General features: G+C 67.6%; 24 protein-coding genes. 11 read left to right on the top strand and 13 right to left on the bottom strand.

Features of this window, described 5'->3' with window-relative positions; all coding sequences use genetic code 11:
* Entirely contained in the window at nt 1-1,701 is a 1,701-nt protein-coding gene (locus AC6RA4_RS03990) for an acyl-CoA dehydrogenase family protein (RefSeq protein WP_500157607.1), read from the bottom strand.
* 121 nt (nt 1,702-1,822) lie between these two features.
* Here AC6RA4_RS03990 and AC6RA4_RS03985 point away from each other — a divergent pair, with 121 nt between their 5' ends.
* Nucleotides 1,823-2,782 carry an L-threonylcarbamoyladenylate synthase gene (locus AC6RA4_RS03985; RefSeq protein ID WP_500157605.1) on the top strand — a complete coding sequence of 320 codons (960 nt, stop codon included), beginning with the start codon at nt 1,823-1,825 and terminating at the stop codon, nt 2,780-2,782.
* Nucleotides 2,783-2,972: 190 nt separating this feature from the next.
* Here AC6RA4_RS03985 and AC6RA4_RS03980 read toward each other — a convergent pair whose 3' ends face one another.
* Complete coding sequence (locus AC6RA4_RS03980; RefSeq protein WP_500157603.1) at nt 2,973-3,548, bottom strand: YqgE/AlgH family protein; 576 nt, start codon at nt 3,546-3,548, stop codon at nt 2,973-2,975.
* A 149-nt stretch (nt 3,549-3,697) separates the two neighbouring features.
* On the opposite strand from AC6RA4_RS03980, the gene AC6RA4_RS03975 reads away from it, so the two are divergent.
* Nucleotides 3,698-4,495 (top strand): protein-disulfide reductase DsbD domain-containing protein, encoded by a 798-nt coding sequence (locus AC6RA4_RS03975; RefSeq protein ID WP_500157601.1) that lies wholly within the window; start codon nt 3,698-3,700, stop codon nt 4,493-4,495.
* 87 nt (nt 4,496-4,582) lie between these two features.
* On the opposite strand, the gene AC6RA4_RS03970 is transcribed toward AC6RA4_RS03975, so the two are convergent.
* From AC6RA4_RS03970 to AC6RA4_RS03940, 7 genes are all read right to left on the bottom strand, one after another.
* Complete coding sequence (locus AC6RA4_RS03970; RefSeq protein WP_500157599.1) at nt 4,583-7,972, bottom strand: efflux RND transporter permease subunit; 3,390 nt, start codon at nt 7,970-7,972, stop codon at nt 4,583-4,585.
* A gap of 3 nt (nt 7,973-7,975) precedes the next feature.
* On the bottom strand, nt 7,976-9,439 hold the full coding sequence (locus AC6RA4_RS03965; protein WP_500157597.1) for an efflux RND transporter periplasmic adaptor subunit: 1,464 nt from the start codon (nt 9,437-9,439) through the stop codon (nt 7,976-7,978).
* A gap of 99 nt (nt 9,440-9,538) precedes the next feature.
* Complete coding sequence (moaB, locus tag AC6RA4_RS03960; protein ID WP_500157595.1) at nt 9,539-10,081, bottom strand: molybdenum cofactor biosynthesis protein B; 543 nt, start codon at nt 10,079-10,081, stop codon at nt 9,539-9,541.
* Nucleotides 10,082-10,099: 18 nt separating this feature from the next.
* The gene (locus AC6RA4_RS03955; protein ID WP_500157593.1) at nt 10,100-10,666 is read right to left on the bottom strand and encodes a hypothetical protein; all 567 of its coding nucleotides are present in this window, start codon (nt 10,664-10,666) and stop codon (nt 10,100-10,102) included.
* Entirely contained in the window at nt 10,663-11,460 is a 798-nt protein-coding gene (locus AC6RA4_RS03950) for a uracil-DNA glycosylase (RefSeq protein ID WP_500157591.1), read from the bottom strand. The genes AC6RA4_RS03955 and AC6RA4_RS03950 overlap by 4 nt, the downstream gene beginning before the upstream one ends.
* Before the next feature lie 372 nt (nt 11,461-11,832).
* The gene (locus tag AC6RA4_RS03945) at nt 11,833-12,516 is read right to left on the bottom strand and encodes an FkbM family methyltransferase (protein WP_500157589.1); all 684 of its coding nucleotides are present in this window, start codon (nt 12,514-12,516) and stop codon (nt 11,833-11,835) included.
* A 163-nt stretch (nt 12,517-12,679) separates the two neighbouring features.
* The gene (locus AC6RA4_RS03940) at nt 12,680-14,602 is read right to left on the bottom strand and encodes a glycosyltransferase family 2 protein (RefSeq protein WP_500157588.1); all 1,923 of its coding nucleotides are present in this window, start codon (nt 14,600-14,602) and stop codon (nt 12,680-12,682) included.
* A gap of 526 nt (nt 14,603-15,128) precedes the next feature.
* Between AC6RA4_RS03940 and AC6RA4_RS03935 the strand changes: the two genes are divergently transcribed.
* The 8 genes from AC6RA4_RS03935 to AC6RA4_RS03900 all read left to right on the top strand — a co-directional run bounded on the left by AC6RA4_RS03935 (nt 15,129) and on the right by AC6RA4_RS03900 (nt 20,394).
* Nucleotides 15,129-16,079 (top strand): aspartate carbamoyltransferase catalytic subunit, encoded by a 951-nt coding sequence (locus AC6RA4_RS03935; RefSeq protein ID WP_500157587.1) that lies wholly within the window; start codon nt 15,129-15,131, stop codon nt 16,077-16,079.
* Nucleotides 16,076-16,624, top strand: coding sequence for an aspartate carbamoyltransferase catalytic subunit (locus AC6RA4_RS03930; protein ID WP_500157585.1), 549 nt, complete (start codon nt 16,076-16,078; stop codon nt 16,622-16,624). Before AC6RA4_RS03935 ends, AC6RA4_RS03930 begins: the two co-directional genes overlap by 4 nt.
* Nucleotides 16,621-17,028 carry a hypothetical protein gene (locus AC6RA4_RS03925; protein WP_500157583.1) on the top strand — a complete coding sequence of 136 codons (408 nt, stop codon included), beginning with the start codon at nt 16,621-16,623 and terminating at the stop codon, nt 17,026-17,028. The genes AC6RA4_RS03930 and AC6RA4_RS03925 overlap by 4 nt, the downstream gene beginning before the upstream one ends.
* A gap of 87 nt (nt 17,029-17,115) precedes the next feature.
* The gene (pyrC, locus tag AC6RA4_RS03920; RefSeq protein WP_500157581.1) at nt 17,116-18,399 is read left to right on the top strand and encodes a dihydroorotase; all 1,284 of its coding nucleotides are present in this window, start codon (nt 17,116-17,118) and stop codon (nt 18,397-18,399) included.
* The gene (gene plsY / locus AC6RA4_RS03915; RefSeq protein ID WP_500157579.1) at nt 18,399-19,016 is read left to right on the top strand and encodes a glycerol-3-phosphate 1-O-acyltransferase PlsY; all 618 of its coding nucleotides are present in this window, start codon (nt 18,399-18,401) and stop codon (nt 19,014-19,016) included. Before pyrC ends, plsY begins: the two co-directional genes overlap by 1 nt.
* A gap of 75 nt (nt 19,017-19,091) precedes the next feature.
* On the top strand, nt 19,092-19,652 hold the full coding sequence (locus tag AC6RA4_RS03910; protein WP_500157577.1) for a bifunctional transcriptional activator/DNA repair enzyme AdaA: 561 nt from the start codon (nt 19,092-19,094) through the stop codon (nt 19,650-19,652).
* A complete protein-coding gene (locus AC6RA4_RS03905) occupies nt 19,649-20,158 on the top strand; it encodes a methylated-DNA--[protein]-cysteine S-methyltransferase (protein WP_500157575.1) in 510 nt (169 codons plus the stop codon). Before AC6RA4_RS03910 ends, AC6RA4_RS03905 begins: the two co-directional genes overlap by 4 nt.
* An 89-nt stretch (nt 20,159-20,247) precedes the next feature.
* On the top strand, nt 20,248-20,394 hold the full coding sequence (locus AC6RA4_RS03900; protein WP_500157573.1) for a hypothetical protein: 147 nt from the start codon (nt 20,248-20,250) through the stop codon (nt 20,392-20,394).
* A gap of 18 nt (nt 20,395-20,412) precedes the next feature.
* Here AC6RA4_RS03900 and AC6RA4_RS03895 read toward each other — a convergent pair whose 3' ends face one another.
* The gene (locus AC6RA4_RS03895) at nt 20,413-21,012 is read right to left on the bottom strand and encodes a 2-hydroxychromene-2-carboxylate isomerase (RefSeq protein ID WP_500157571.1); all 600 of its coding nucleotides are present in this window, start codon (nt 21,010-21,012) and stop codon (nt 20,413-20,415) included.
* A gap of 101 nt (nt 21,013-21,113) precedes the next feature.
* On the opposite strand from AC6RA4_RS03895, the gene AC6RA4_RS03890 reads away from it, so the two are divergent.
* A complete protein-coding gene (locus tag AC6RA4_RS03890) occupies nt 21,114-22,124 on the top strand; it encodes a ribose-phosphate pyrophosphokinase (RefSeq protein WP_500157570.1) in 1,011 nt (336 codons plus the stop codon).
* 218 nt (nt 22,125-22,342) lie between these two features.
* Here AC6RA4_RS03890 and AC6RA4_RS03885 read toward each other — a convergent pair whose 3' ends face one another.
* The 3 genes from AC6RA4_RS03885 to AC6RA4_RS03875 form a co-directional block, all read right to left on the bottom strand.
* Nucleotides 22,343-23,338, bottom strand: coding sequence for a HupE/UreJ family protein (locus AC6RA4_RS03885; protein ID WP_500157568.1), 996 nt, complete (start codon nt 23,336-23,338; stop codon nt 22,343-22,345).
* Nucleotides 23,335-24,162 carry a peptidyl-prolyl cis-trans isomerase gene (locus tag AC6RA4_RS03880; RefSeq protein WP_500157566.1) on the bottom strand — a complete coding sequence of 276 codons (828 nt, stop codon included), beginning with the start codon at nt 24,160-24,162 and terminating at the stop codon, nt 23,335-23,337. The genes AC6RA4_RS03885 and AC6RA4_RS03880 overlap by 4 nt, the downstream gene beginning before the upstream one ends.
* A 107-nt stretch (nt 24,163-24,269) precedes the next feature.
* Nucleotides 24,270-26,225 (bottom strand): DUF3604 domain-containing protein, encoded by a 1,956-nt coding sequence (locus AC6RA4_RS03875; protein WP_500157565.1) that lies wholly within the window; start codon nt 26,223-26,225, stop codon nt 24,270-24,272.
* Nucleotides 26,226-26,321 lie beyond the last annotated feature (96 nt).

Here is a 26,321-nt window from a genome sequence, read left to right as displayed (position 1 = left end):
TCACGCCGCGAGATCGTCGGGCGAGATCGCCATCAGCTCGGCATCGTCGGCGCGCACATGCGCCAGCAGGCCGGCGTGCTCGGGCAGCAGCCGGGTGATGTAGAACCGCGCCAGCTTGCCATGGGCGCCGTCCGGATCGGCCATCGCCGCGCGCAGGTGGTAGTGCCCTCCCAGCACCCGGGCAAAGGCCCGCAGGTAGGGTACCGCCGTGCCAAAGCGCGCCGGCATCGCCTGCGCCACCAGCCACTCGGTGGTCTCGCGCAGGGTCTCGGCGGCCTCCCAGACCGCCCCGGCCAGCTCCGGCATGGTGCCTTTCGCGGCCTCGGCCTCGGCCTCGATCTCGTCGAGCAGCCGTGTCGCGGCCTCGCCGCCATCCATCAGCTTGCGCCCGACCATGTCCATCGCCTGGATGCCGTTGGTGCCCTCGTAGATCGCCGTCACGCGGACATCGCGATAGAACTGCGCCGCGCCGCTCTCCTCGACATAGCCCATGCCGCCATGCACCTGCACGCCCATCTCCGAGACCTCGCAGCCGATATCGGTGCCGAAGGCCTTGGCGATCGGGGTCAGGAAGGCGGCGCGCGCCTCCCACTCGGCCGCGCCGGTGGCGCGCCCCATGTCGATCGACACGGCGCAATCGAGCGCGATGGCGCGGGCAGCGAGGATCTCGGCCTTCATCGTGGCCAGCATCCGGCGCACATCGGCATGGCCGATGATGGTGTCATAGGGGTTCTTGCCCTGCTTGCGCTCGTTGGCGAAGGCCAGCGCGTGCTGGTAGGCGCCTTCCGCCGCGCCCACGCCCTGCCCGCCGACGCCGAGACGGGCGTTGTTCATCATGGTGAACATCGCCTTCATGCCGCCGCCGGGCGCGCCCACGATCCAGCCCTTGGCGCCCTCGTAGGACATCACGCAGGTCGGGCTGCCATGCAGGCCCATCTTGTGCTCGAGGCTGACCACCTTGAGCGTGTTGGCCACGCCCGGGTTGCCATTCTCGTCGGGCAGGAATTTCGGAACCATGAACAGGCTGATGCCCTTGGTGCCCGGAGGGGCATCGGGCAGCCGCGCCAGCACCAGGTGGCAGACATTCTCGACGAGGTCCGAGTCGCCCCACGAGATATAGATCTTCTGCCCGGTCACCGCGTAGGTGCCGTCGCCGTTGGGCTCGGCCTTGGACGACAGCGCGCCCACGTCGGAGCCCGCCTGCGGCTCGGTCAGGTTCATCGTCCCCGACCATTCGCCCGAGATCAGCTTGGGCAGGTAGAGCGCCTTCATCTCCTCGGAGGCGTGATGCTCCAGCGCCTCGATCTGGCCCTGGGTCAGCAGCGGGTTCAGCTGCAGCGACAGACAGGCGCCCGACATCATCTCGTTGACCGCGGTGGCGACGGTGAGCGGCAGCCCCATGCCGCCATGCTCGGGATCGGCGGTGATCGCCACCCAGCCGCCCTCGGCGATGGCCTTGTAGCCCTGATCGAAGCCCTTCGAGCTGCGCACCACGCCGTTCTCGAGCACCGCCGGGTGCAGGTCGCCATTGCGCTGCAGCGGTGCCATGACCTCGTCGCACATCCGGCCCGCCTCGGTCAGCACCGCGCTCACCATGTCGGGACTCGCCTCGGCAAAGCGCTCGGTCTCCTGCACGGCCTTGAAGCCGATGACCTTGTCGAGAAGGAAGCTGAATTCGGAGACGGGGGCGCGATATGGCATGGTCAGGGTCCAATCCCGGTTGGCAATGACACGGCGCTCGGATAGTCAGAGCGTCACATTCTTGCCCGGGAGCCTACCGGCCCCCGCGCCCCTGTCCAACCAAAACGCGGCGTCATACCTCATGAGCGAGATCGCAACCCAGCGCCTTCAGGCCGATCCCGAGGGGCTTGCCCGCGGCGCCGGGATCCTCCGCGCCGGCGGCCTGCTGGCCTTCCCGACCGAGACGGTCTACGGCCTTGGCGGCGACGCCTGCAACGACCGCGCGGTGGCGCGGATCTACGAAGCAAAGGGCCGGCCCTCGTTCAACCCGCTGATCGTGCATCTTGCCGATCTCGACGCGGTGAAGGCGCTGGTGGTGTGGTCCGATCTGGCCGAGGCCGCGGCGGCTGCTTTCTGGCCCGGGCCGCTGACCCTGGTGCTGCCGCTGCGCGACGGCGCGCCGGTGTCGAAGCTGGTGACCGCGGGGCTCGACTCGCTGGCGGTGCGGATGCCCGCCAACCCGGTGGCGCGCGCGCTGCTGACCGAGTTCGGCGGCCCGGTGGCGGCGCCCTCGGCCAACCGCTCGGGCCGCATCAGCCCGACCCGCGCCGAGCACGTGCTCGACACGCTCGACGGCCGCATCGAGGGCGTACTCGACGGCGGGCGCTGCGACGTGGGGCTCGAATCGACGATCCTCGGCCTTGTCGGCAAACCGACCCTGCTGCGCCCCGGCCGCATCGGCATCGACGCGCTGTCGCAGGTGCTGGGCCGCCCGGTGATGGAACGCAAGGACCGCGAGCAGATCTCGGCCCCCGGCCAGCTTTCCTCGCATTACGCGCCGCGCGCCCGGGTGCGGCTCAACGCCGCCGAGTGGGAAGAGGGCGAGGCCCGGCTCGGCTTCGGCCAGACCGAGGGCGATTGCGACCTCAACCTCTCGCCCTCCGGCGATCTCGTCGAGGCGGCAGCGAATCTCTTCGAATACCTGCACCGTCTCGACGCCGGGGGCGCCGAAACCATCGCGGTGATGCCGGTGCCGCATGTGGGGCTCGGCATCGCGATCAACGACCGCCTGAGCCGCGCCGCCGCGCCGCGCGACGACTGACGCGGCTCTCCGCCCCTGAACCAGCGCCCGGCCGCGAAATCCGGCCTGCCTCCGGCGGGGATATTTAGAGCCAGAAGAAGACAGGGGCACCGCGCCCTTGTCTTCTCTGGTTTCAAAATACCTCGGGGGAGTCCGCGCTCGCGCGGGCGGGGGCAGCGCCCCCAATTCCGACGTTGAAGTTCTCCGGTGCTCAGGCCCGACCGCCCTCGGCCGAAAGCAGGTGCGCGGAGACCCCCATCGAGTTCAGCGCCGCCTCCCACTTCGAGGCATCGGCGGTCTCGAAAACCAGCTCGGGCGTGGCATCGCAGACCAGCCAGCCATTCGCCGCCAGTTCCCCCTCGAGCTGACCCGGCCCCCAGCCGGCATAGCCCAGCATCGCCATCCAGTGCGCCGGACCGTCGCCGCGCGCGATGGTCTCTAGCACGTCGAGCGTGCCGGTCATCGAGAAGCCGTCATTCACCTGCAGCGTGGTCAGCCCCGACATGTAGTCCGGCGTGTGAAGCACGAAGCCGCGCCCCATCTCGACCGGGCCGCCAAAATGCACCTGCCGCGGCCCGAGCCCCGGCGCCGGCGTGATCGAGAGCTGCTCGAGCAGCGCCGCCATGCTGACATCCGCAGAGGGCTTGTTCACGATCAGCCCCATCGCGCCCTCGTCGGAATGGGCGCAGAGATAAATCACCGAATGCTCGAATCGCGGATCGCCCATGCCGGGCATGGCGATGAGGATCTTACCGGTGAGATCGGTGGGATCAGAGGCGCTGTCCATGAGAGAGGCTTTCCGTGCAAGGTCTGCCTTCAACATGGCCCCCGCCCCCACGGCTGGCAAGGGAGGAGGTGCAACAGCTCGCAGCGGACACGGCTGGCTCGACTCAATGTGACTTGGCATTTCATTCAGGACTCGCCATGTGATTTACCATGATCCGCCGCCTGACCTCAGCCCTCGCCACCTGTCTGGCCCTAGCCCTGCCCGCCGCCCCTGCCCTCGCGCAGGAGCCCGTGGAGGCGCAGTTGCTGCCCGGCTGGCGGCTGCCCAACGGCGATCACGTGGCCGCGCTGCACATGAAGCTCGCCCCCGGATGGAAGACCTACTGGCGCGCCCCGGGCGATGCCGGCATCCCGCCGGTGTTCGACTGGGCAGGCTCGCGCAATACCGGCCGGATCGACGTGCTGTGGCCGACGCCGCACGTGTTCTGGCAATCCGGCATGCGCTCGGTCGGCTACAAGGGCGAGCTGGTGCTGCCGCTGCGCATCACGCCGCGCGGCGACGGCCAGATCGAGCTGAAAACCGAGATGCAGCTCGGGCTCTGCAACGATATCTGCCTGCCGCACACGTTGAGGATCGACGCAACGCTGCCCGACAGCCACACGCCCGATCCCCGCATCGCGGCGGCGATGGCCTCGGCGCCCTATTCGGAAACCGAAGCTTCGGTCCGCGCGGTGCGCTGCACCGTCAGCCCCGCGAAGCGCGGCCTCAAGCTGCGCGCCGAGATCGACATGCCGGGCGCCGGTGGCCGGGAAGAGACGGTGGTCGAGAGCGGTCAGCCGACGGTCTGGGCCGCCGAGCCCAAGACCCATCGCGAAGGCGCCACGCTGGTCACCGAGACCAAGCTCATGCACATGGATGGCAAGCCGTTCATGCTCGACCGCTCGCGCCTGCGGATCACCGTGCTGGGCGAGCACCATGCGGTGGATATCCAGGGCTGCGACGGCTGAGGCTGACCGGCCCGGACGGTGGTACCCGCCCGATCCCCAACCTGATTTTCGAACGCCCGACCCGCGTTGGCCCCGCCACGCGCAGCCTCAAGCCGCTCCGGACCGGCGGCTGAGCGCCAACACCAGCGCGGCGACGATCCAGATCGCCAGAACCGCCGCGCCGGCACCGCCCACGAAAAGCAGGAACGCCGCCGCCAGCGGCGAGAGCATCGCCAGCGCCGGCAGCGCCAGCGGCGCCCAGAGCGCGCCGGTCACCGCCGCATAGCCCATGGTGGCGGCGAGCCAGCCCAGCACGCCCACCAGCGCCACCAGCATCAACGCCCGCACCCGCGCGTGGCGGAAGCGCAGCCCGCGCCGGAAGGCGGCGATGTGGCGCGAGATGTCGTGCTGCACCGCGATCAGCGCCGGCACCACGAGAAGCACCAGCACCATCCCGAAGCCCAGCCCGTAGCACAGCGTGATGACCGTGGGCTTGAGGAACTGCGCATCCGACGAGCGCTCGTAGAGCAGCGGCGCGAGGCCGAGCACCGTGGTGGCGGTTGTGAGGAACACCGGCCGGAGGCGGTCGGCGGTGCCGTCGACGATGGCCTGCAGGATGCCGCGGTCGGGCGCGTATTCGTCGATCTGCGTCACCAGCACGATCGAGTCGTTGATGATGATCCCGGTCATGCCGAGCAGGCCCACCACGGTGAACATCGACAGCGGCACCTCCCAGAGCGCGTGGCCATAGATCGTACCGACCAGCCCGAATGGGATGATCGACATCACCACCAGCGGGCGCGTCCAGCTCGCAAAGACCCAGGCCAGCACGAGGTAGATCCCCAGCAGCACCAGCGTCAGCCCGGTGGTGGCATCGGCAAGGAAGTCGCTCTCCTGCTCCGACAGGCCGGCCAGTTGCCACTCGACCTGCCGCGTGGCGGCGATCTCGGGCAGGATCTCCTGCTCGAGCGCCTGCATGACCTCGGCTGCGCGGGCGGGATCGTCCTCGGAGATGTCGCCGGTGACCGAGATCACCCGCAGCCCGTTCTCGCGCCGCACGGTCGAAAAGCCCGACGTGCGCGAGACGCTGACGATATCCGCCAGCGGGACGTAGGCGCCATCGGGGGTGCGCATCTGCATGCGCTCGAGGAAATCGGCGGTCTGCTCGGTCTCGGGCAGCTCGACCCGGATCGCCGCAGAGCGCGGGCCGTCGGGATAGGTCGCGGCCTCGATGCCGCCCACGCGGTTGCGCAGCACCCGGCCCAGCGCGTCGATGGTGAAGCCCAGCGCCTTGCCCTGCGGCGTCAGCTCGAGCACCAGCTCGTCCATATCGTAGGACAGGTTGTCCTCGACCGCAGAAACCTCGGGGAAGCGCAGCAGCGCCGCCTGAAGGTCCTGCGAGGCAGCCTTCAGCGTCTCGGAGTCGGCGCCGTAGAACTGCACGTCGAGCGCATCGCCGCCCGGGCCCGAGCGCCAGCCGCGGAAGCTGACCACCTCGAGCAGCGGATGCCGCTCGACCCGCTCCTGAAGCTCGCCGACGAAGGCAAAGCTGGAATAGGGCCGCAGATCGGCCTCGATCAGCTCGATCGAGATCGCGCCGAGCTGGTCGTCGTCCTTGCTCTCGGTGCCGGCAAGACCGCGCCCGGCAGTGCCGCCGATCTCGGCGATCATGTAGTCGATCGGGTTGAGCCCGTAGCGCTCCTCGTATTCGCGGCCCAGCGCCTCGGCACTTTTCTGCATCAGGCGCATCTGCGCCAGCGTGTCCTCGCGCGTGGCGCCGGGCGCCATGGCGAAATTGCCGGTGACCGAGGGCTGCTCGGGCGAATTGAAGAAGCGCCACTGCACGTCGCCGCGGATGAACAGCGCCGCCTGGCTGGCCAGCGCCAGAACCGCGAGCGCCAGCACCACGTAGCGCGCCCGGATCACCCCCACCATGAGCGGGCGGAACAGCCGTTCGCGCACCCAGCGGAAGCCGCGATTCACCAGCCGCGAGGGCAGGTCGTACCAGTGCTCCTTCTGGGCCGAGGCGATGGCGTGCGCCATGTGGTTGGGCAGGATCAGGAAGCATTCCACCAGCGAGGCGATCAGCACCATGATGACGGTGAAGGGAATGTCCTGGATCATGTCGCCGAAGCGCCCGCCGATGGCGGTCAGGCCGAAGAAGGCGATGATCGTGGTCAGGGTCGACGAGAACACCGGCAGCGCCATGCGCTGCGCCGCGGTCTCTGACGCCTGCACCGGCCCCAGCCCGTGCCGAGACATGTGATCGGCGTGCTCGCCGACCACGATGGCGTCGTCCACCACGATGCCCAGCGTGATGATCAGCGCAAAGAGCGAGATCATGTTGATCGTCAGCCCCGAGGCATACATCAGCGCCAGCGCCGCCAGCATCGAGGTCGGAATGCCCGCCGCTACCCAGATCGCGATGCGCGCGTTGAGGAACAGGAACAGCAGCACCACAACCAGCACCAGCCCCATCGCCCCGTTGTCGAGCAGGATGTTGAGGCGCCCGGTGATCGCCTCGGCGCGGGTGCGGATCAGGTCGACCTGCGTGCCCTCGGGCAGCGAGGCCTGAAACTCGCGCGCGACCTCCTCGACCGTGTGCTGGATCTTGATCGCGTCGCCCTGCGCCGAACGGTCGACCCGCACCGAGATCGCCGGGTTCTCGCCGACGAAATAGGTCCGCGCCCGGTCGATCCCCTCGAGGCGCACGGTGGCCACGTCGCCCACGGTGAGCTTGGTGCCATCGGCTTCCGAGCGCAGCACGATGGCCTCGACCGCCTCGGCGCTGCGTTTCTCGACCCCGGTGCGCACGCGGGCATTGGCCCCGCTCACGTCGCCTGCCGGGTTGGCGTTGACTTCGCCGGCGATGGCGTCGGCGATCTCCTGCATGGTCACGTCATGACCGATGAGGTTCTGCGACGGCACCTCGATGATGACCTGCGGTGCGGCGACGCCGCGGATGGTGGTTCGGGTCACGCCCTCGGCAAAGAGCCGGATCACGAACTCGTCGGCAAAGCGGCCCAGCTGATCCACCGCCACCGGCCCGGTGATCACCACGTCGGTCACCCGGTCGCGCCACCCGCCGCTGCGGATCGTCGGGTCATCGGCATCCTCGGGCAGATCGGTGACGGTGTCGACGGCGGTCTCGACATCGTCGACCGCCTTCATCATGTCGTAGCCCGGCTCGAACTCGAGTTCGATGCTGGCGCTGCCTTCGCGCGACAGGCTGGTTGTATTCACCACCCCCTCGACCGCCAGAAGCGTCGGCTCGAGCAGCTGCACGATGCCGGAATCCACGTCCTCGGCCCCGGCCCCGTCCCAGCTCACGCTCACCGTGACGTCATCGTCGATCACATCGGGAAAGAACTGCGCCCGCATGTTCGGGCCGGCGAGCAGCCCAGATACCACGAGGATCACGAGAAGCAGGTTCGCGACGGTCGGGTGGCGGGTGAAATAGCTGAGAATACCGCTGGCCTGTCCGGGGATCTGCCGCATCGGTCAGCCTCCCATCCGGGCTTCGATGCGCTGCACCACCTGCGCCGGAACCTTGTCCTGAGAAAGCTGGGCGAGGATGCGCTGCTTGGCGTCGTCCGGCATGCCGTTCGCCGCCTCGACAAAGGCCATCAGGCGGGCGCGGCGGTCGTCGGTGAGTTCGAGCATTTCGGATTGCGTCGGCGGGGCCTCGGGCGCCGCGCCACCGAGCAGTGGCCGGACCTTGATGCCCGCGCCCAGAAGCGGCGTGCGCTGCATCACCACGTCGCGCCCGTCGAGATCCTCGCCGCGCACCAGCACGTCATCGCCCTGACGCCGCATCAGCGTCACCGGCACGCTCTCGAGCCGGTCGTCCTCGCCGATCACCAGCACTTGCCCCGCCGGGTCGAGCGCCGTTGCGGGCAGCCGCGCCACCCGTTCGAGCGCCGGCTCTGTCACCTCGACGGTGACGAAATCACCGGGCTTGAAGCCCGCCGCCTGGTCGAGCGTGGCATAGAGCACCCGGCCGGTCTGGCCCTCGCCCACCGCCGCCCCCTCGCGCGAGAGGGTGCCCGTGGCCACCAGATTGCCGCCGTAAAGCTCGAGCTTCGCCGTCACCGGCACCTGCCGCAACCGCCCGTTTTCTCCCAGCAGCCGCGCGTATTGCAGGGTCGAGACGCGGAAGGCGACCTCGAGCGCATCGGGATCGATCAGCACCGCGAGCTGCTCGTTGGCCGAGACCCGGCGCCCGGCCACCACCGCGACATCGCTGAGCTGGGCCGCGAACTCGGCGCGGATCTCGGTCTCGTCGACCCGGCGCTGCGCGTCGTCGCGGGCGATCCGCGACCGCGTCAGGCTGGTCTGCGCCTGATCGACCCGCGCCTCGGCGAGCGCCAGAGACTGCCGCGCCGCCACCACCGCCTGCCGCGCCGACGAAGCGCTGAGCTCGGCCTCCTCGACCGCCGCCGCAGTGCCCACATCGCGTGCGGCGAGATCGGTCTGGCGCTCGAAGGCCCGCTGGCGCAGCGCCGCCTGTTCCTGCGCCGCCGTCAGCGCATCCTGCTCGAGCGCCACCGCCCGGCGCGCCTCGCGCAGCTCGGCCTCGGCATCGACCACGGCGCTCTCGGTGCGGGCCAGCTCGGCCTCCATGTCGGCCGGGTCGATGCGGGCCAGCAGCTCACCCGCCTCGACGCGTCCGCCCTCGACAAAATCCGGCGCCAGATCGACCAGCGTGCCCTCGACAGCGGTGCGCAGCTCCAGCGTGCGCCGGCTCTGCACCTCGCCGAAGGCCGTCAGCACCGGGGTCACTGTCTCGAAACGCGCCGGTGTGACGTTGACCGCGAACACCCGCTCACGCGCCTGCGGCACGCGCGGCGCATCGTTCAGCCGCGCCTCGACCGCATCGCGCACCAGCGCCCCGGCATAGACCAGCAGGCCGAGGGTGAGAGAGAGCAGAAAGAGCCCGATGAGGCTCTGACGAAGGAAACGCATGCCGTAACTTCCCGCTGTGTCGGGTTCTGAAAACCCTTTCAGGATATCATATGTGTGCGGTCGCAGCCCCGCGCCACCGTATTCATACGCGGCAGATGATCATTTCCGCCGCTGATGCTCGTCGAGCCGTGGAAAAATTTCGACAAAATTGCAGGGCCGGTGCCGATAATCGAGCTGGAAGGCCAGAATCTCGTCCCAGGCATCCTTGCAGGCGCCGGTGCTGCCCGGCAGCGCAAAGAGATAGGTGCCGCCGGCCACGCCCCCCGTCGCCCGGCTCTGCACCGCGCTGGTGCCGATCTTTTTCATCGAGACGATGGTGAAAACGGTGCCGAAGGCCTCGATCTCTTTCTCGTAGACGTCGCGATGCGCCTCGACGGTCACGTCGCGCCCGGTGAGCCCGGTGCCGCCCGTCGAGAGGATCACGTCGATCTCGCTGTCGGCGACCCAGGCGCGCAGCTGGTCCGCGATCTTGTCCCGGTCGTCGGTGCAGATCGCCCGCGCCGCAAGCGTATGCCCGGCGTCGGTGAGGCGCTGCACCAGCGTGTCGCCCGAGCGGTCCTCGGCGAGGCCGCGCGTGTCGCTGACGGTCAGCACGGCGATGCGGACGGGGATGAATTGCTTGGTGTCGTCGATACGGGACATGGGGCGGTCTCGGGTCTCTCAGGGGCAAGGGTCGGTCACGGGCAGGCGCGGCGTCTCGAAGATCCTGCCGAAGCGCCGCAGGGAGGGATCCTCGGCGATATGCGCGGCAAAGGCCAGCGGCGCAGCGTCGCGGTCCGCACACGAGAGCGCGAGCTTGGCGCGCTCCGCCGCCAGCGCCGCCTGCATCGCATCGCGCGCCTCGGCCTCGCCCATCGCCGGCACGGTGTTGGCGGCAAAGAACCCCACCCCGCGCAACAGCTGCCCCGCCACCCGGTCGCGCTGCTCAGCCGAGAACAAATCCGGACAGCTCAACACCGCCGCCGCGGCAGTCACCAGCCGCCCAAGCGCACACCCAGCCGCGCCCCAACCGCTTTGATCGACCGCCCGCACCTGCCCGCCCCGCCGCTCGACGATCACCGGCCCCGGCAACTCGAGATGGTCCACCCCCGGCGAGGGCTGTTGCACCGCCCGGGCCTCGCGCTCGAAGAGCAGGTCGAAGTCGATACGAAAACCCGGCCCCTCGGCCGCCGCCATGCTCCCCAGAACCAGCGCCACCGCAAGAGATGGGGCGCAGAACTGGCTCACGCCTTGGCCCGAAGCTTTGCCGTCAGTTCCAGCATGTCGGCCCAGGCCTCGCGCTTCATCTGCGGCTGGCGCAGAAGGTAGGCGGGATGGAACATCGGCAGCGCCGGGCGGCCCTGCGCCTCGGCCCATTTGCCGCGCAGCCGGGTGATGCCGCGCTTGCCCAGCAGCGCATCGCAAGAGATGTTGCCCATCACCACCAGCACCTCAGGCTCGACCAGCGCGATATGCCGGGCAAGGAACGGCGTCATCATCGCGATCTCGTCGGGCTTCGGGTCGCGGTTCTGCGGCGGGCGCCAGGGCAGCACGTTGGTGATATAGACGCTCTCCGCCCGCGACAGGCCGATGGCCCCGAGCATACGGTCGAGCAACTGCCCGGCGCGGCCGACGAAGGGCTTGCCCTGCAGATCCTCGTCGCGCCCCGGCGCCTCGCCCACGATCATCACCCGCGCCTCGGGCACGCCATCGCTGAACACCAGGTTGCGCGCGCCGCGCTTCAGCTCGCAATGCTCGAACGCCGCCATCGCCTCGCGCAGATCGTCAAGCGTGGCGGCCGCGGCAGCCGCCTGCCTTGCAACGGCGACCGGGTCCGGCCCCTCGTCGACCTTGGGCGGCGGCATCGCCCCGCCGCCGCGCGGGCCGGGCTGCGCCGCCACGGCTGCGGCGCGCGTCGCCTGCAGCTCGACCTCCACGGCAAAGCGGTCGACCGCCGTCTCGCCGATCGCCTCGTCGGCGCCCAGCTCAAGCTGCCACTCCAGCGCCGCGCGGGCGTAATGCCAGTCCAGTCCCGAATCCATGGGGCAGACCTTAGACGCAGCGCGCGACGGCGGAAATCCCCGCTGTCTTCTCTATGTTTCAAATACTCACGATCCGGCCCGGCAACCGATGGACGAACGTCGACATCTTTTGCGGCCCTCCCGGCTGCCAGAATGCGGATCGCGTCGCCTCCCTCGCCAAGGTTTTCACGGCCCCCCGCTGGCCGGCGTCCGCCGAGGCCTCACCTACTGCCCTGGACCGTACCCCCCGAGACAGCGGCCCAAGTGATGCCGGAGGAACCGAACCCGCTGATCTAACAGGAACAGAACGCCCCTCCGGTCTCTACTGTCGTCAGTCACAGCGCACAGCCAATAGCACGCGTCCAAAGTTCCGACCGGGTGGTGATGCGCCGGTCAGCCCGCCGCATTCATCCGTTCAAAGCAGACAACCGCCCCTCTCGAACCCTTGGGCTGGTAGACGAATCCCTGCGCGTCGAGCCGCTGAAAGATCTCCCGCACCATTGATCTTGGATACTTCTCGGGATGGAGCTCCAATATGATCAGGCGAAGACAGTCCGGCACGGTGAAGCGGAAAAATCTGGCTTCTTCCCCCTCCGCATCCACCATGACGACGGAAGGTTTGGTCTGTTCGATGAGGTCAGAGAGAGAGATCGTCGGCACGCGAACCGCTCGTGCCTTTTCACCCATGCCGGTTCGGCTTGTCGAGGCCGCCCAGAAGCTGTTCGGCAGGAAGAACTCTATCGAGTCTTCGCCCGCCCCCTCGACAACAGCGCCATGACGGACATCGACGCGCTCATACCCGTTTCCCGCCAGATTCCCCTTGATAACCGCAATCATCTCGGGGTTCGTTTCGACGGTTGTCACGCGCGCCGCGCCAAGCTTTCGAGCGCTGAAGGCCGCGACGACGCCCATTCCTCCGCCGACTTCAAGCAAGACATCATCCGGACGAAGGTTCGCCTTCAGGGCCTGCACCTCGTCTACCTCATACCAGCCCTTCTCGATCATCTCCCGAATGGGATCCGTTAGAAGGTGATCCGGGATCGCGATCTTCAGGTTGTAGATATCGAATTCTTTCATCTTTGCCTTCCACCGCAACCGATCTCATCGGCGTGGGTCAGGGCGCCCCCCGCCGACACGCCGCACCCGCGCCGCCCTGCCGATCCACTGACGGTCTGGCGAGCCGTTCCGGAAACCATAGCGCAACAGCTTGCTGCGCCGGTCTGATTTGACGCCCCGCAGTCTACTCCCCCAGACATCTGTAATGCTCGAGGCTCCGCAGGCCCGGAAACGCCAACTCATGATCCACGGAAGAAACATTCTTCACATCCAGACCTTCCGAAAACAAAGCGTGGCCGACGTAAACGTCTTCGAGACCCACGAGAGGCATCGCGAAAAACCCGCGCATCGCGAGGTACATATAGGCGCAGGCTGCGACTCCGCGCCGATTGAGGCAGTAGCCGTAGCCCCCGGCCGGATACCGTCTCGGCAGTGGAAATTGGTAGCCACGCCCTTCAACAATCGGGTCCGAGCACTTCCCGACGTGCCACCCGTGCCATTGATCCTGATGTCGCGGCGATCCGACCACTCGCCCGGCACAGGTCGTATCGTCCGACGAAAGCGTCTCCACGAGATCCGAGAAACTCTGCGCGCTATCCAGATGCAGGTCATCGTCGACCTTGATGACCAGATCGACATCGGTCGCAAGGTCGAGCAGGCAGAGCGCATAAAAGACCTTCTTGTGAAGGCTTTCATAATTGTCAGACACCGGGATGCGCAAATGGCGACCGTCATAGTCCAGCCAAAGCGGCGTATCATCTTCCGACCGATCATCCCGGCTTCCGGAAATGATGATGTCGTGGTACCCCTCACCGAGCTGAGAGAATGTCGCGGCAGAGGCTTCTGCCTTTTGAAGCTTCGGCAGGCAGCTGATGTGCAGAACCACGCGCTTCCCGTTGCAGTCAGCCCTGAGCCGCGCCACGTCTTCCGGAAATCCGAGAAAGAGGAGCTCTTTCAGGAATTCTCTGAAATCTTCATTTCTAGGGAACAAAGAGAACGCATCTCGCAACCTGGCGAAGTCCTTGCACAGACTGGCAACACTCGCACCACGAGATAGCTCCTCCAGTATTGCCAATTGCCGCCCCGGGCCGCGCAGACTAAATTCGAAGCTGTAATAGAGTGGTCGGGTTGGCCAACGCTTGGACTCGATCCTCTTGATGTTCTTTGTCAGCTCTTTTCCGAGTTCTGAAATCTGCTCCTGCGTTTTGTCGGCAAGAGTCTGCAGCCCGTCGAGCATGCGCGCCTCGCGCCGCCTTTCGGCCTCACCTTCGAGCGTGTCACGAACCTGGTCGTTCTGAAAGAACGACCCTGACGCGAGACCAATCGCGACAGACTGGCGCGGTTTTGCCAAATCCCTCCAGAAATCCTCGATCGCCCCGGTATCGATGAGCCGGTAGTGTTCTCGCCATGTAGACCCGATACTCTCCGGAAGACTGGCGTTCTGAGAATACGCCTTTCCCCCGGCTCGGATCTTCCTCCGGTATTGACCCAGAGTGCGATACGGGAAGTGAAGAATCTTCAGATCATCCTTGACGATGACCTTCCTGCCAGCAATGCCGTGCGCATTGTGATTGCCTTGGGGAACGACCACACCGTTTTCGCCACGGTGAAGACACTTCCCGGGCAGCGCGGTTCCAAAAATGTTTCGGCTTTCACATTCAAACGCCGTGCTCGTTCTCGGATGACTGCGGGCCTGCAGAAAGTCCGGGCCGTCGGCGGAGAGAACGGCGTTATGTCGCTCGATCTGCAAAATCCCGACGTCGTCCGGGACGGTTTCGAGAAAGCTCCGCAGCGTGCCACAACTTGCCACCCAGAATTCGTCGGCATCATTGTTGATGACCCAGTCGGCATTGTGCTCCCGCGCAGCCCGACGCGCCATGCTCGTCACCCATTGCGACTGGTCGTAGGTGTCCTCGGGCTGATATATGTACTCGATATCCATTTCGCTGGAAAGAGACCGGACAATTTCGGCGGTCCTGTCAGTCGAGAGATTATCGGTTATGATGAAGCCGTCAACGCCCTGCTCGTGATGAAAGCGCAAATTGTCCTCGAGGATATCCTCCTCGTCACGGACAAGAAGCGTCATGAATATCTTCATCTTCACCAATGCCCGATGTTCTCTTTCGAATAATATATGACCTGAAGGGGCTGACAGAGGGAAGGCTGTTTCGCGTCGCCCTCAGGGCACCCCGGCATACCCACAGCATTACATTCCCTTGTCAAGATGTGTAGGCCAAGCTTGGCCCCCGCCGCAGGATTTCCCCGACAGCCCGCAGACCGGCGCCGCTCTCGTCGAACCGGCTGTCACGGAGGCCGGATGCTGGCCCAGCCGCGCCTGCGCGGCACCGGGGCCGGAGCCGTCGAACAAAGGCCCCCCGATCCGGCTCTGTCGGACACGGCGCTTCGGTTCGGGCATGGCCGTCATGGTCCCCTGACGCGAACAGGTTTTCCGTTTCCGAACAGGCCCCGATCAGCGCGCAGCGCTTGAGCTGCCCCCCTCTTGCAGTCCGCCCCCGCCCCGCATCCCGGGCGCACGGTGGGTGGGCGGGAGTGTGCCCGGGATGCGGGGCTGCCACTTGTCGCGCCCCCTCCCCCTTCCTATACAGACAGGCAATCTTTCACGGAGCACCGCCATGCGTTTCGACCAGCGTCATCTTCTGGGCATCGAGCCCCTGCGCCCCGACGAAATCACCACGCTGCTCGATCTCGCCGACCAGTACGTCACCCTGTCGCGGCGGCGCGAGAAGCACTCCAACGTGCTTTCCGGCCTCACCCAGATCAACATGTTCTTCGAGAACTCCACCCGCACCCAGGCCAGCTTCGAGATTGCCGGCCAGCGCCTCGGCGCGGACGTGATGAACATGGCCATGCAGGCCAGCTCGATCAAAAAGGGCGAGACCCTGATCGACACCGCGCTGACGCTCAACGCCATGCACCCCGACCTGCTGGTGGTGCGCCACCCACATTCCGGCGCCGTCGACCTCTTGGCCCAGAAGGTCAACTGCGCCGTTCTCAACGCCGGCGACGGCCGCCACGAGCACCCGACCCAGGCGCTGCTCGACGCGCTCACCATCCGCCGCGCCAAGGGCCGGCTGCACCGGCTCAACATCGCCATCTGCGGCGACATCGCCCATTCCCGCGTGGCGCGGTCGAACATCCTGCTGCTGCAGAAGATGGAAAACCGCGTCCGCCTCGTCGGCCCCTCGACCCTGATCCCCGCCGGCATGTCCGAGTTCGGCGTCGAGATCTATGACGACATGCGCAAGGGGCTCGAGGATGTCGACGTGGTGATGATGCTGCGGCTCCAGAAAGAGCGCATGGATGGCGGCTTCATCCCCTCCGAGCGCGAATACTATCACCGCTGGGGGCTCGACGCCGACAAGCTCTCCCATGCCAAGCCCGACGCCATCGTCATGCACCCGGGCCCGATGAACCGCGGGGTCGAGATCGACGGCACCATCGCCGACGACATCAACCGTTCGGTGATCCAGGAGCAGGTCGAGATGGGCGTCGCGGTGCGCATGGCGGCGATGGACCTGCTGGCACGCAACCTTCGGGCAAGGCCCACGGAACTCTCCGCATGACGCAGATGCAGATCAACGGCTCCGAGACCGGGGTGGTGCGGCTGTTCCATCTCGATCTGCCGCCCGAGGCGATCGAGCGCTACACCACCCAGGCGGGGACCGGCGAATATCCGCTACAATACGGGCTCGGCGCGCAGCGCCTGCGCCCGGCCTTCGTCGACGTGGTGGCGATCCGCGATCTCGGCGACATGAGCCTCTCGGCCTACCTGACCGAGGCCTACCAGCTCGCGGGCGCCGATTTCCGCGACATGCGCCCGCGCATCGACGCGCTGAAAGGCCACGTGGTGGTGCTGCCGAGCCAGGCCTTCGACCACGTCTCGCAGGAGCTCAGCATCGCGAGCCCCTTGCGCTGGGTCGGCACCTTCCACGAAGAAGCCGGGCGCAGCCGCGGCCCCTCCCCCCGCAGCAAGGCGGCGCGCAGCCGCCCCGCCGGCGACGCCGCCGGCCCCGCTCTGGACAAGGGCCGCATGCCGCCGCTTGCGATGATCGCGCTCGGCGCGCTGGCGGTGCTGGTGCTCGGCTGGCTCGTGCTGGGGCTGACATGACCGGCGGCGGCGCCCCCGCGGCCCGCTTCGCCCCCGACCGCGCCACCTATGTGCAAAGCCACGTGACGCTGGCGGCGCTCGCCATGCCCGCGGCGATGATCCTGCTCTGGCTCACCGGCACCCCGCATGTCTGGACCGGCGCCGTCGGCGCGCTGGCCGCCGTGGCGGCGCGCGGCTGGTACCTGATGTCCGAAGAGCTGGGCCATGTCTGGGAGATGACCGGCGACGCCCTCAACGGGCCGGCGCAGCGCCATGTGGCGCTCGCCGATCTCGCCAGGGTCCGCCGCATCGGCTCGGCGGTGCAGCTCGTCACCCGCGCGGGAGACAAGCACCTGATCAAGTTCCAGGCCGACCCGGTGGCAGTGGTGGCGCGGATCGATGCCGCACGGCCGGAGGCGGGATGACCCTTTCCCTTTTGCCGCTCTTGCACTACTCCACCCCTGCGCGGGCAGACGCCGCCAAACGCAGAGACTGACCGGGAACCGCACCGCATGACCGCAACGCTCCTCACCAATGCCCGCCTGATCGACCCAGACGCCGATACCGTGTCCGACGGCGCCGTGCTCTTGCGCGATGGGCTCATCGCCGAGATCTTCGACCAGCCCGACCCGCAGGTCGCGGATGCCGACCGCATCGACGCCCGTGGCGCCTTCCTCGCGCCGGGCATCGTCGATATCGGCGTCAAGATCGGCGAGCCGGGCGACCGGCACAAGGAAAGCTACAAGACCGCTGGCCTTGCCGCCGCCGCCGGTGGCGTCACCACCATGGTCACCCGGCCCGACACCGATCCGGCGATCGATACGCCCGAGGTGCTCGAGTTCATCCGCGACCGCGCCGAGGATGACGCGCCGGTCCACGTGCTGCCGATGGCCGCGCTGACCAAGGGCCGCGCGGGGCGCGAGATGACCGAGCTCGGCTTCCTGCTCGATGCCGGCGCCGTGGCCTTCACCGATTGCGACCACGTGGTCACCGACACCAAGGTGCTCTCGCGCGCCATGACCTATGCCCGCTCGCTCGGCGCGCTGGTCATGTGCCACCCGCAGGAGCCGGGCCTGTCGAAGGGCAGCGCCGCCACCTCGGGCAAGTTCGCCTCGCTGCGCGGCCTGCCGGCGGTCTCGCCGATGGCCGAGCGCATGGGGCTCGACCGCGACATCGCCCTCGTCGAGATGACCGGCGTGCGCTACCACGCCGACCAGATCACCACCGCCCGCGCCCTGCCGGCGCTGGAGCGGGCCAAGAAGAACGGCTTCGACGTCACCGCCGGCACCTCGATGCATCACCTGACGCTCAACGAGCTCGACGTCTCCGACTACCGCACCTTCTTCAAGGTCAAGCCGCCGCTGCGCTCGGAAGAGGACCGGCAGGCCACCGTCGAGGCGGTGCGCTCGGGGCTGATCGACATCATCGGCAGCTTCCACACCCCGCAGGACGAAGAGTCCAAGCGCCTGCCCTTCGAAGAGGCCGCCTCGGGCGCCGTGGGGCTCGAGACCATGCTGCCGGTGCTGCTGCGGCTCTACCATTCCGGCGAGCTCGAGCTGCCGACGCTGTTCCGGGCGCTGTCGCTCAACCCGGCCAAGCGGCTGGGCCTCGCCTCGGGCCGCATGGCCAAGGGCGCGCCCGCCGATCTGGTGCTGTTCGACGCCGACAAGCCGTTCATTCTCGACCGCTTCAAGTTGCAGTCGAAGTCGAAGAATACACCGTTTGATGGCGCCCGGCTTCAGGGTAAGGTCCTCGCGACCTTCGTCGCCGGAACCGCCGTCTACCGGAGCGCCTGATGCTGCCCGAGATCACCACCGCCCCGTTCCCGCTGCTGCTCTGGGCCGTCATCGGCTACCTGCTCGGCTCGATCCCCTTCGGGATGGTGCTGACACGGGTGATGAAGCTCGGAGACCTGCGCAAGATCGGCTCGGGCAATATCGGCGCCACCAACGTGCTGCGCACCGGCAACAAGGCCGCCGCCGCGGGCACCTTGCTGCTCGATGGCGGCAAGGGCGCGGTCGCGGTGCTTCTGGCGCGCTGGCTGGCGGGCGAGGATGCGGCGCAGCTCGCCGGCGTTACCGCCTTCATCGGCCATTGCTACCCGGTCTGGCTGCGCTTCCAGGGCGGCAAGGGCGTGGCCACCTTCCTCGGCCTGATGCTGGCGCTGAGCTGGCCCGTGGGCCTGATGTGCTGCGCCACATGGCTCGCCGCCGCGGCGCTGTCGAGCATCTCGAGCGTCGGCGCGCTGGTCGCGGCGCTGATGTCGACCGCGTGGATGATCCTGATGCGCGAGTACGAGCTGACCGCGCTGACCGTGGCGCTCACCATCGTGATCTTCTGGCGCCACCGCAGCAATATCGCGCGCCTGCGCGCCGGCACCGAGCCGCGCATCGGCAAGAAGAAAACGAGCTGAGCCCCACTGGCCGTTTCCGGACCTCATTGCCGGCGCAGGCTCGCTCCGGCGCGGCCTGCGCGCTATGCTCGGCCCATGCTGGATTTCGACACATGCAATGCCGCAAGGATGCGCCGCGACCCCGCCTACGACGGGGTGTTCTTCACCGCCGTGCGCACCACCGGGATCTATTGCCGCCCGGTCTGCCCGGTGCGCCCGCCGCTGACCAAGAACGTGTCCTTCTTCCCCAGCGCCGCCAGCGCCGAGCGCGCGGGCTACCGCCCCTGCCTGCGCTGCCGCCCCGAGACCGCGCCGTTTTCCCCCGCCTGGAACGGCACCCGCACCACCGTCGCCCGCGCCCTGCGGCTGATCGAGGAGGGCGCGCTCGACACCGGCACCGTTGCGGCGCTCGCCGACCGGCTCGGCATCGGCGCCCGGCACCTCACCCGGCTCTTCGCCGGGCAGGTTGGCGCTTCGCCGCTGCAGGTGGCCCAGACCCTGCGGGTGCAGCGCGCCAAACGGCTGCTGAATGACAGCGACCTGCCGATGGCCGAGATCGCCCGCCGCGCCGGCTTTGGCAGCCTGCGCCGCTTCAACGCCGCGGTCTCGGCGCTCTACGGCCGGCCGCCCTCCGCGCTGCGAAAGTCTGCCCCATGAGCCTGAGCTACTGCCATCACGACAGCCCCGTCGGCTCGCTGCTGCTGGCGGGCGACGGCCCGGCGCTGCGCCTCCTGAGCTTTCCCTCCGGCAAAAAGGCCGTCGCGCCGCAAGAGGGCTGGCTGCCCGATCCCGCGCCCTTCGACGTGGTGCGCCACCAGCTAGACGAGTACTTTTCCGGAGAACTTCGCGCAATTAGCGTGCCGCTCGACATCCGCGGCACGGAGTTTCAAAAGAAAATCTGGGCTCTGCTCGCCACCATTCCCTATGCCGAAACCCGCAGCTACGGCGAACTCGCCCACGCCCTCGGACAGCCCGGCGCCAGCCGCGCCGTGGGCGCCGCCAACGGCGCCAACCCTCTGCCGATTATCCTTCCTTGTCATCGTGTTATCGGGAAAAGCGGCGCGCTCACCGGGTTTGGCGGCGGGCTGGATACAAAGACCTGGCTGCTGCAACACGAGGCCCGCACGGCCGGTGTGGCCGAGCGGCAACTCTCGCTGTTCTGATCCGCCGCGCCCGAGCCTCGGACTAGAGCGGCTGTGGAACTTTCTCTAGGAAACGGGATTGGCTTACAAAGCAAAAGGAGCCACCCGAAATGAGCGCGATCGTCACCATTCTTCTCATGGCAGCCTGTGTTGCAGGGCTTTTCGCCCTGAACGGCATGGCGATCTGGTGGGTCGGGCGGCTTCCGGTGGCGGACAAGCAGGCCACCCCGTCCGTCGGGCTCAACAAGCAGGCCTGAGCGCGACCGCGCAAGCCCTCAGAGCTTGCCCGCGAGGTGCAGGTCGAGATCCTCGAGCCGGTCCTGTCCCCAGAACATCGCGCCGTCATCCAGCACATAGAACGGCGATCCGAACACCCCCGCATTGACCGCGTCCTCGAGATTGGACGCATAGATCTCCGCCCCGGTCAGCATGCCGCTGAAGGTGAGCGAGGGATCGAAGCCGGCAGCCTTCAGGCACTCCTGCACCACGGCATCCTCGGCGATGTCCTTTTCCTCGACCCAGACCGCGCGCAGGATCGACTGCACCAGCCCGCCCAGATCGCCGCCGCCCGCCTTTTGCGCCGCGATGATCGCGTAGGAGGCCGGCGCCTGATTGGTCGGCCAATGCGCCGGTTTCAGGTTCAGCGCCATCCCCGCCTTCTTTGCCTGCCGCGGCAGATCCTGCGCGCGATAAGCCATCCGCGAGGGATGCCGATCCTTCGGCGCCGCCCCTCCGGTGCGCGGGAACAGCGCCATGATGTCGAGCGGTTTGTAGGTCACCGTCAGCCCATGGCGCGCGGCAATTTCCTCCATGCGGGTCCCGGCGAGGTAGGCAAAGGGGGAAAGAACGGTAAAATAGTAGTCCAGATGCGCCATGTCGTCCCTCGTATCGGAGTGCGTCTTTGCGCCACGCTACCTGCATGCTAAGCGACCGGCAACGTCACGAATCTGTCATTCTGCTGCCGGAGCCGCCTCCCATGCCGACCGTCATCGAGCCCAAGCTTATCGCGGGCAATGCCAACAAGCCCCTCGCCAATGCCATCGCCCGTCGCATGTCGCTCTATCGCGGCATGTCGGTCGGCCTCGTCGAGGCCCGGGTCGAGCGCTTCAACGACCAGGAGATCTTTGTCGAGGTCTACGAGAACGTCCGCGGCGAGGACATGTTCATCCTGCAGTCGACCTCGCGCCCGGCGAACGACAACCTGATGGAACTGCTGATCATGGCCGACGCGCTGCGCCGCTCCTCGGCCGCACGCATCACCGCGGTGATCCCCTATTTCGGCTATGCCCGCCAGGACCGTCGCACCAAGGCCCGCACCCCGATCACCGCCAAGCTGGTGGCCAACATGATCGCCGAGGCCGGCATCGAGCGGGTCCTGACGATGGACCTGCACGCCACCCAGATCCAGGGCTTCTTCGACATCCCCGTCGACAACCTCTACGCCTCGCCGGTCTTCGCGCTCGACATCATGAAGCATTTCGAGGGCGAGCTTGATGACGTCATGATCGTCTCTCCGGACGTCGGCGGCGTGGCCCGTGCCCGCGAGCTGGCCAAGCGCATCAACGCGCCGCTCTCGATCGTCGACAAGCGCCGCGAGAAGCCCGGCGAGATCGCCGAGATGACCGTGATCGGCGACGTGACCGGCAAGAAATGCATCATCGTCGACGACATCTGCGACACCGCCGGCACGCTGTGCAAGGCCGCCGAGATCCTGATGAACCACGGCGCCACCGAGGTGCACGCCTACATCACCCACGGCGTGCTCTCGGGCCCCGCCGTCGAGCGCGTCACCAAGTCGGTGATGAAGTCGCTGGTGATCACCGACTCGATCGCCGCCACCGATGCGGTCGCCGCGGCGCCCAACATCCGCGTGGTACCCACCGCGCCGATGTTCGCCCAGGCGATCCTCAACATCTGGAACGGCACCTCGGTGTCCTCGCTGTTCGAGACCGACACGCTCGGCCCGATCTACGAAGGCATCCTCTGAGCCGAGACGCGAGAGGGAGCGCCTCTCACGTCGCTTGACCCATGGCCGGGCCGCAGCAGGCCCGGCTCTGCGGGCGGCAGAGCGGCCCTTTGCGACGCATCCCGCGTCACACCGCTCCTGCCACGGTCTGGCAGCGCACCCAGAACATCGCCCCGCCACCTCTCTGGCCGCCCAGAAGCGATGCGCCCGGTCACAGCTGCCGGGCCGGTGCACCGTTGTCAGAACCCCGCGATCCGGTCGATCACCCAGAAGGCCGAAATGCTGCCGATGGCATAGCCCGCACCACGCCGGAAGGTCTCGGCATGGCGGGCGAAGAGCGGCAGGATCAGCCGCAGCACCGCCCCCACCAGCAGCACGATGGCGATGAAGAAGAGCTGCCCCAGCTCGACGCCCACATTGAACGAGAACAGCGCCAGCGGGATATCCGCCTCGGGCAGGCCGATCTCGCGCAATGCGCCGGCAAAGCCCAGGCCGTGGATCAGCCCGAAGGAGAACGAGACCAGCCACGGCGCCCGCATGGTCAGCGGGTCGCGGCGCTCGGCGGGCAGGCAGAGCTCGTAGCCAAGGAACACGATCGACAGCGCGATCACCGCCTCGACAGGGGGCGAAGGGATGCGCAGGATGCCAAGCGTCGCAGCCGCCAGCGTGATGCTGTGCGCCAGCGTGAAGGCGGTGACGGCCCAGAACAGGCGCTTGTAAGTCGGCACCAGCAGCAGCATCGCGAAGACGAAGAGCAGGTGGTCGAGTCCTTCGAGGATGTGGCTGAAACCAAGCGAGACATAGCTCGCGAGGATCTCGACCGTGCCCGCCTGCGCCGGCACGACAAAGGCGGTGGCCTCGGCGGTCAGCCGGTGCATCTGCGTCTGCCCCGGCGTCAGCTCGTAGCGCACCAGCGTGTCGGTCGCGGTGGTCTCGAGCCCCTCGATGCGGATCGTGCCGCCGGCGAGTCCCCCGGGGCAGCTCGCGATCCAGCCCGTCACCCAAGCCCGCCCGTCAAAGACCGGCGCGGCGGCGGGGGCGCCGCTGCAGCTCTCGGGCAGGCGCACCGTGAGCGGCATCGGGCGGCCCGAGACATCCGGCGCGCGCCAGGTCACGCGCCAGCTGTCCTCGGAGAGCGGCGTCAGCTCGAGATAGCCGGGGTCGAGCGCATGCGCCTGCGCAAGGCCCGGCAGGAGCGTCAGCGCGGTCAGCAGGGCAAAGAGCAGCCGGGTCATTGCGACAGCACCTCCTCGGCACTGGGCAGCGTGACCGAATAGCGCGCGAGCAACGCCTCGGCGAAGGCATCCTGGCTCTTGCGGCCCTGCTCCGCGCGCCAGTCGGCCTCGACCGCGTCGCGGATCTCGCTCAGCGCCGGCAGGCCGCCCTCGGTGTATTCGGTCACCTGCACCAGATGCAGACCGAAGCCGCTCTCGACAGGCCCCTGCCAGCTGCCGCGCGGCAGCTTGGCCAGAGCTTCGGCAAAGCCGGTGCCGAAGCTGCGGTCGATCACCGGCGCGAGGGTCGGCTTGAAGCTCAGCGGCAGGAGGCTCGATCCCGCGACCGTCTCGGGTGCCGCGCCGCCGTTCAGCGCGTCGAGCGTCGCCGCGACCTCCTCTGCGCTCACCGGCACCTGCCGGAAGGCCAGCGCGGCGGGGCGGCGGAACTTGTCGGTGTTGGCGTCGAGATGGGCCTGCAGCGTCTCGTCATCGACCTCCGCCACGGCGCTGGCGCTCTCGGCGAGAAAGCGCATCTTGAGGCTCAGCCGCTGCCGGATCACCGGATCGTTCTGGTCGAGCCCCAGCGCGGTCGCCTCGCGCACATAGGCTTCCTCCAGCGCCCAGGCGCGCAGCATCCCCTCGAGCTCGGGCGGCGTTGGCGGGCGGTTCCAGGTCTGCTCGAAACGCCCAAGGATCCGGCCGGCCTCGTCCGGGCTCAGCACGATGGCGTCCGGAGACGCGGCCTCGGGCGTGTCGTCGAGCAGGGCGAAGGCGGCGAAGATGGCACCGCCGAGGACGAAGAAATGCAGGAGCGGCGAGCGGAGGAGAGAGGTCGGGGTCATGGGCTCTTCGTGTTGCTGCGAGGTGTTGCTGCGAGCAAACGCCCCAGCCTGAGGCCGGGGCGTCACGTTGGGGTCAGGATGCCGGTTTCTGCCGTTGGCGCAAGGCGTCATCCGGCGGGCGTGTACCAGATCGGCGAGGTGTAGGCGCGTTCCTGGTGCTCGCGCGGGATGCCCTCGGCCTCCATCTTCATGTCGAAGCGCACCTCGTCATAGGCCTGCCAGGTCGGGGTCGGGATCTCGAGCACGCGGGCATAGTAGACCGCCGGCAGAGCGGGATCGAACTCCGGGTCGGTCCAGACCGCGCGCAGCTCGGGCGCGCCGATGGTGTTGGTCCAGGTCGCGGTCTCGATGTCGACGGTGCTGCCGACCTCTTCCATCGCGCGGCCATCCTCGCCGATCTCGCGCCCGTCGGAGACCGCGACGTCGTAGATCCGCTCGTGACGCTCGCCCTCGGCATCGACCCAGCCCTTGATGATCTGGATGCGGTCGAGATTGCCCGACCACGCATCCTTCATCGCGCCGACCATGAAGACCGGGGCCTCGGCGCCCTCGGGGGCCGGGCGCAGATCGCCGCCCATCGGCACGCCCTTGTCATAGCCGATCTCGATCACGTTGGTGCGGTAGGCATCGTCGGGCTCATAGTCCCAGCCGCCGAACAGGCGCACGGTGATCCGCGTGCCGGTGGTGGCGTAGACCTCCTTGGCGCTCATCGCGTCCCAGATCGCCTCGCGGGTGTTCTCGCGGGCCCAGACGCCGGCGAGGCCGGAGGCGAGCGTGTCATACTCGAAGGTCGAGAGGCTCTCGTCGCCGCCGAAGGCCTGGATTACGTAGCTCTTGTGGCGATCGGGGCTCGGCTCACCGGTGTCCATCTTGCCGAAGAAGTTCTCGTCGCGGGTGGTCGAGAGCGCGGTGTGGCTGTCGGAGGAGCCGATCTGGCCCATCTTGAACGGGTTCACGCCAAGCTTTTGCTGCTGCTGGAGTCCGATCTGCAGCGCCGTGCGGGTGTACTCATAGGGTAGCATCTCGGGAGTCTTGGGAACGATGCCGCCAATGTCGGCGGAGTCCCAGGTGCCGTAATCGGCGAACTCGTCATTGGGCGAGAGGAACGGGTGCGCCTCGCTGTCGCCCTTGATCTGGGTCGATTCCACCAGCGGCTCCCAGCGCATGCGCTCGCGGGCATACTCGGCATCGATGGGCTCGCCGTTGCCGCGCTCGACGGCGAACATCTTGCCGTTCGAGACGTTGCCGTTGTGCGGGATGGCCAGAACCTGCCCGCCGGTCTCGTCCTCGTAGCTCTGCATGTAATCCCACAGCAGCTCGACATCCTGGCCGTCGAACAGCGAGAACGGCAGCACCTTCGAGACCTTGTCGGCATCGTCGCGGAAGATCACCACGCGGTGCAGGTTGCCCGGATCCTGCAGCGTGCCGCTCAGGGTCCATTCAAAGCCCAACATAGCGGTGAAGGTGCCGGGATCGTTATATTCCTCGGCCAGCTCGATCTGGCGCTGCCAGGTGGTCTGCTGGATGCGCGGATCGTCGATCAGGTCGACAAACTGGGTCATGCCGTCGCGGCCCCAGAGGTCATAGGCCTGGTAGCCGTTGCCCTCCTGGATCAGGTCGTAGAAGCGGCGGCCATACTCGTTCTCGAGCAGCTCGGCATTGCCCTCGGCCAGCAGCAGCGGCACGCCGAGGTTCTCGGCGTGGTCGGCCACCACGAGGAAGTCGAGCGGACGCACCGCGCGCACCCGCTGGCCGGTGTTCGAGGTCACGGTCTCGCCACGCGCGAAGCGATAGGCATCCTCCGGCCCGAGCACGGTGCCGAACATGCCGGCATCCATCGAGAAGCGGGTGTGCAGGTGGGTATCGCCCCAGAGCAGGTTGTCGGCAAAGCCGCCCTCGCGGGCATTCTCGGTGACGTAGGGCGAATAATTCTTGGGTAGGGCGGCGACGTCTTCCTCGGACGGGCGGACCTGCGCCGGAAGAGCCGTCGATGAAAGAAGCAAGGCTGCAAAGCCCAATACGGAGAGGCGCGCCGTGGCGACGGAGACGGTTCGGTGCAACATGTCACAATCCTGAATTCAGTTTGCAAAAAGCCACCCCTGAGTGTGAATTCATGCTGAAGTGCAAATTCAGATATGCCGTTTTATTCCAATCGGTTC

This window comes from Salipiger sp. (genome assembly GCF_059781815.1).
This window is presented reverse-complemented; position numbering and strand designations above follow the sequence as displayed.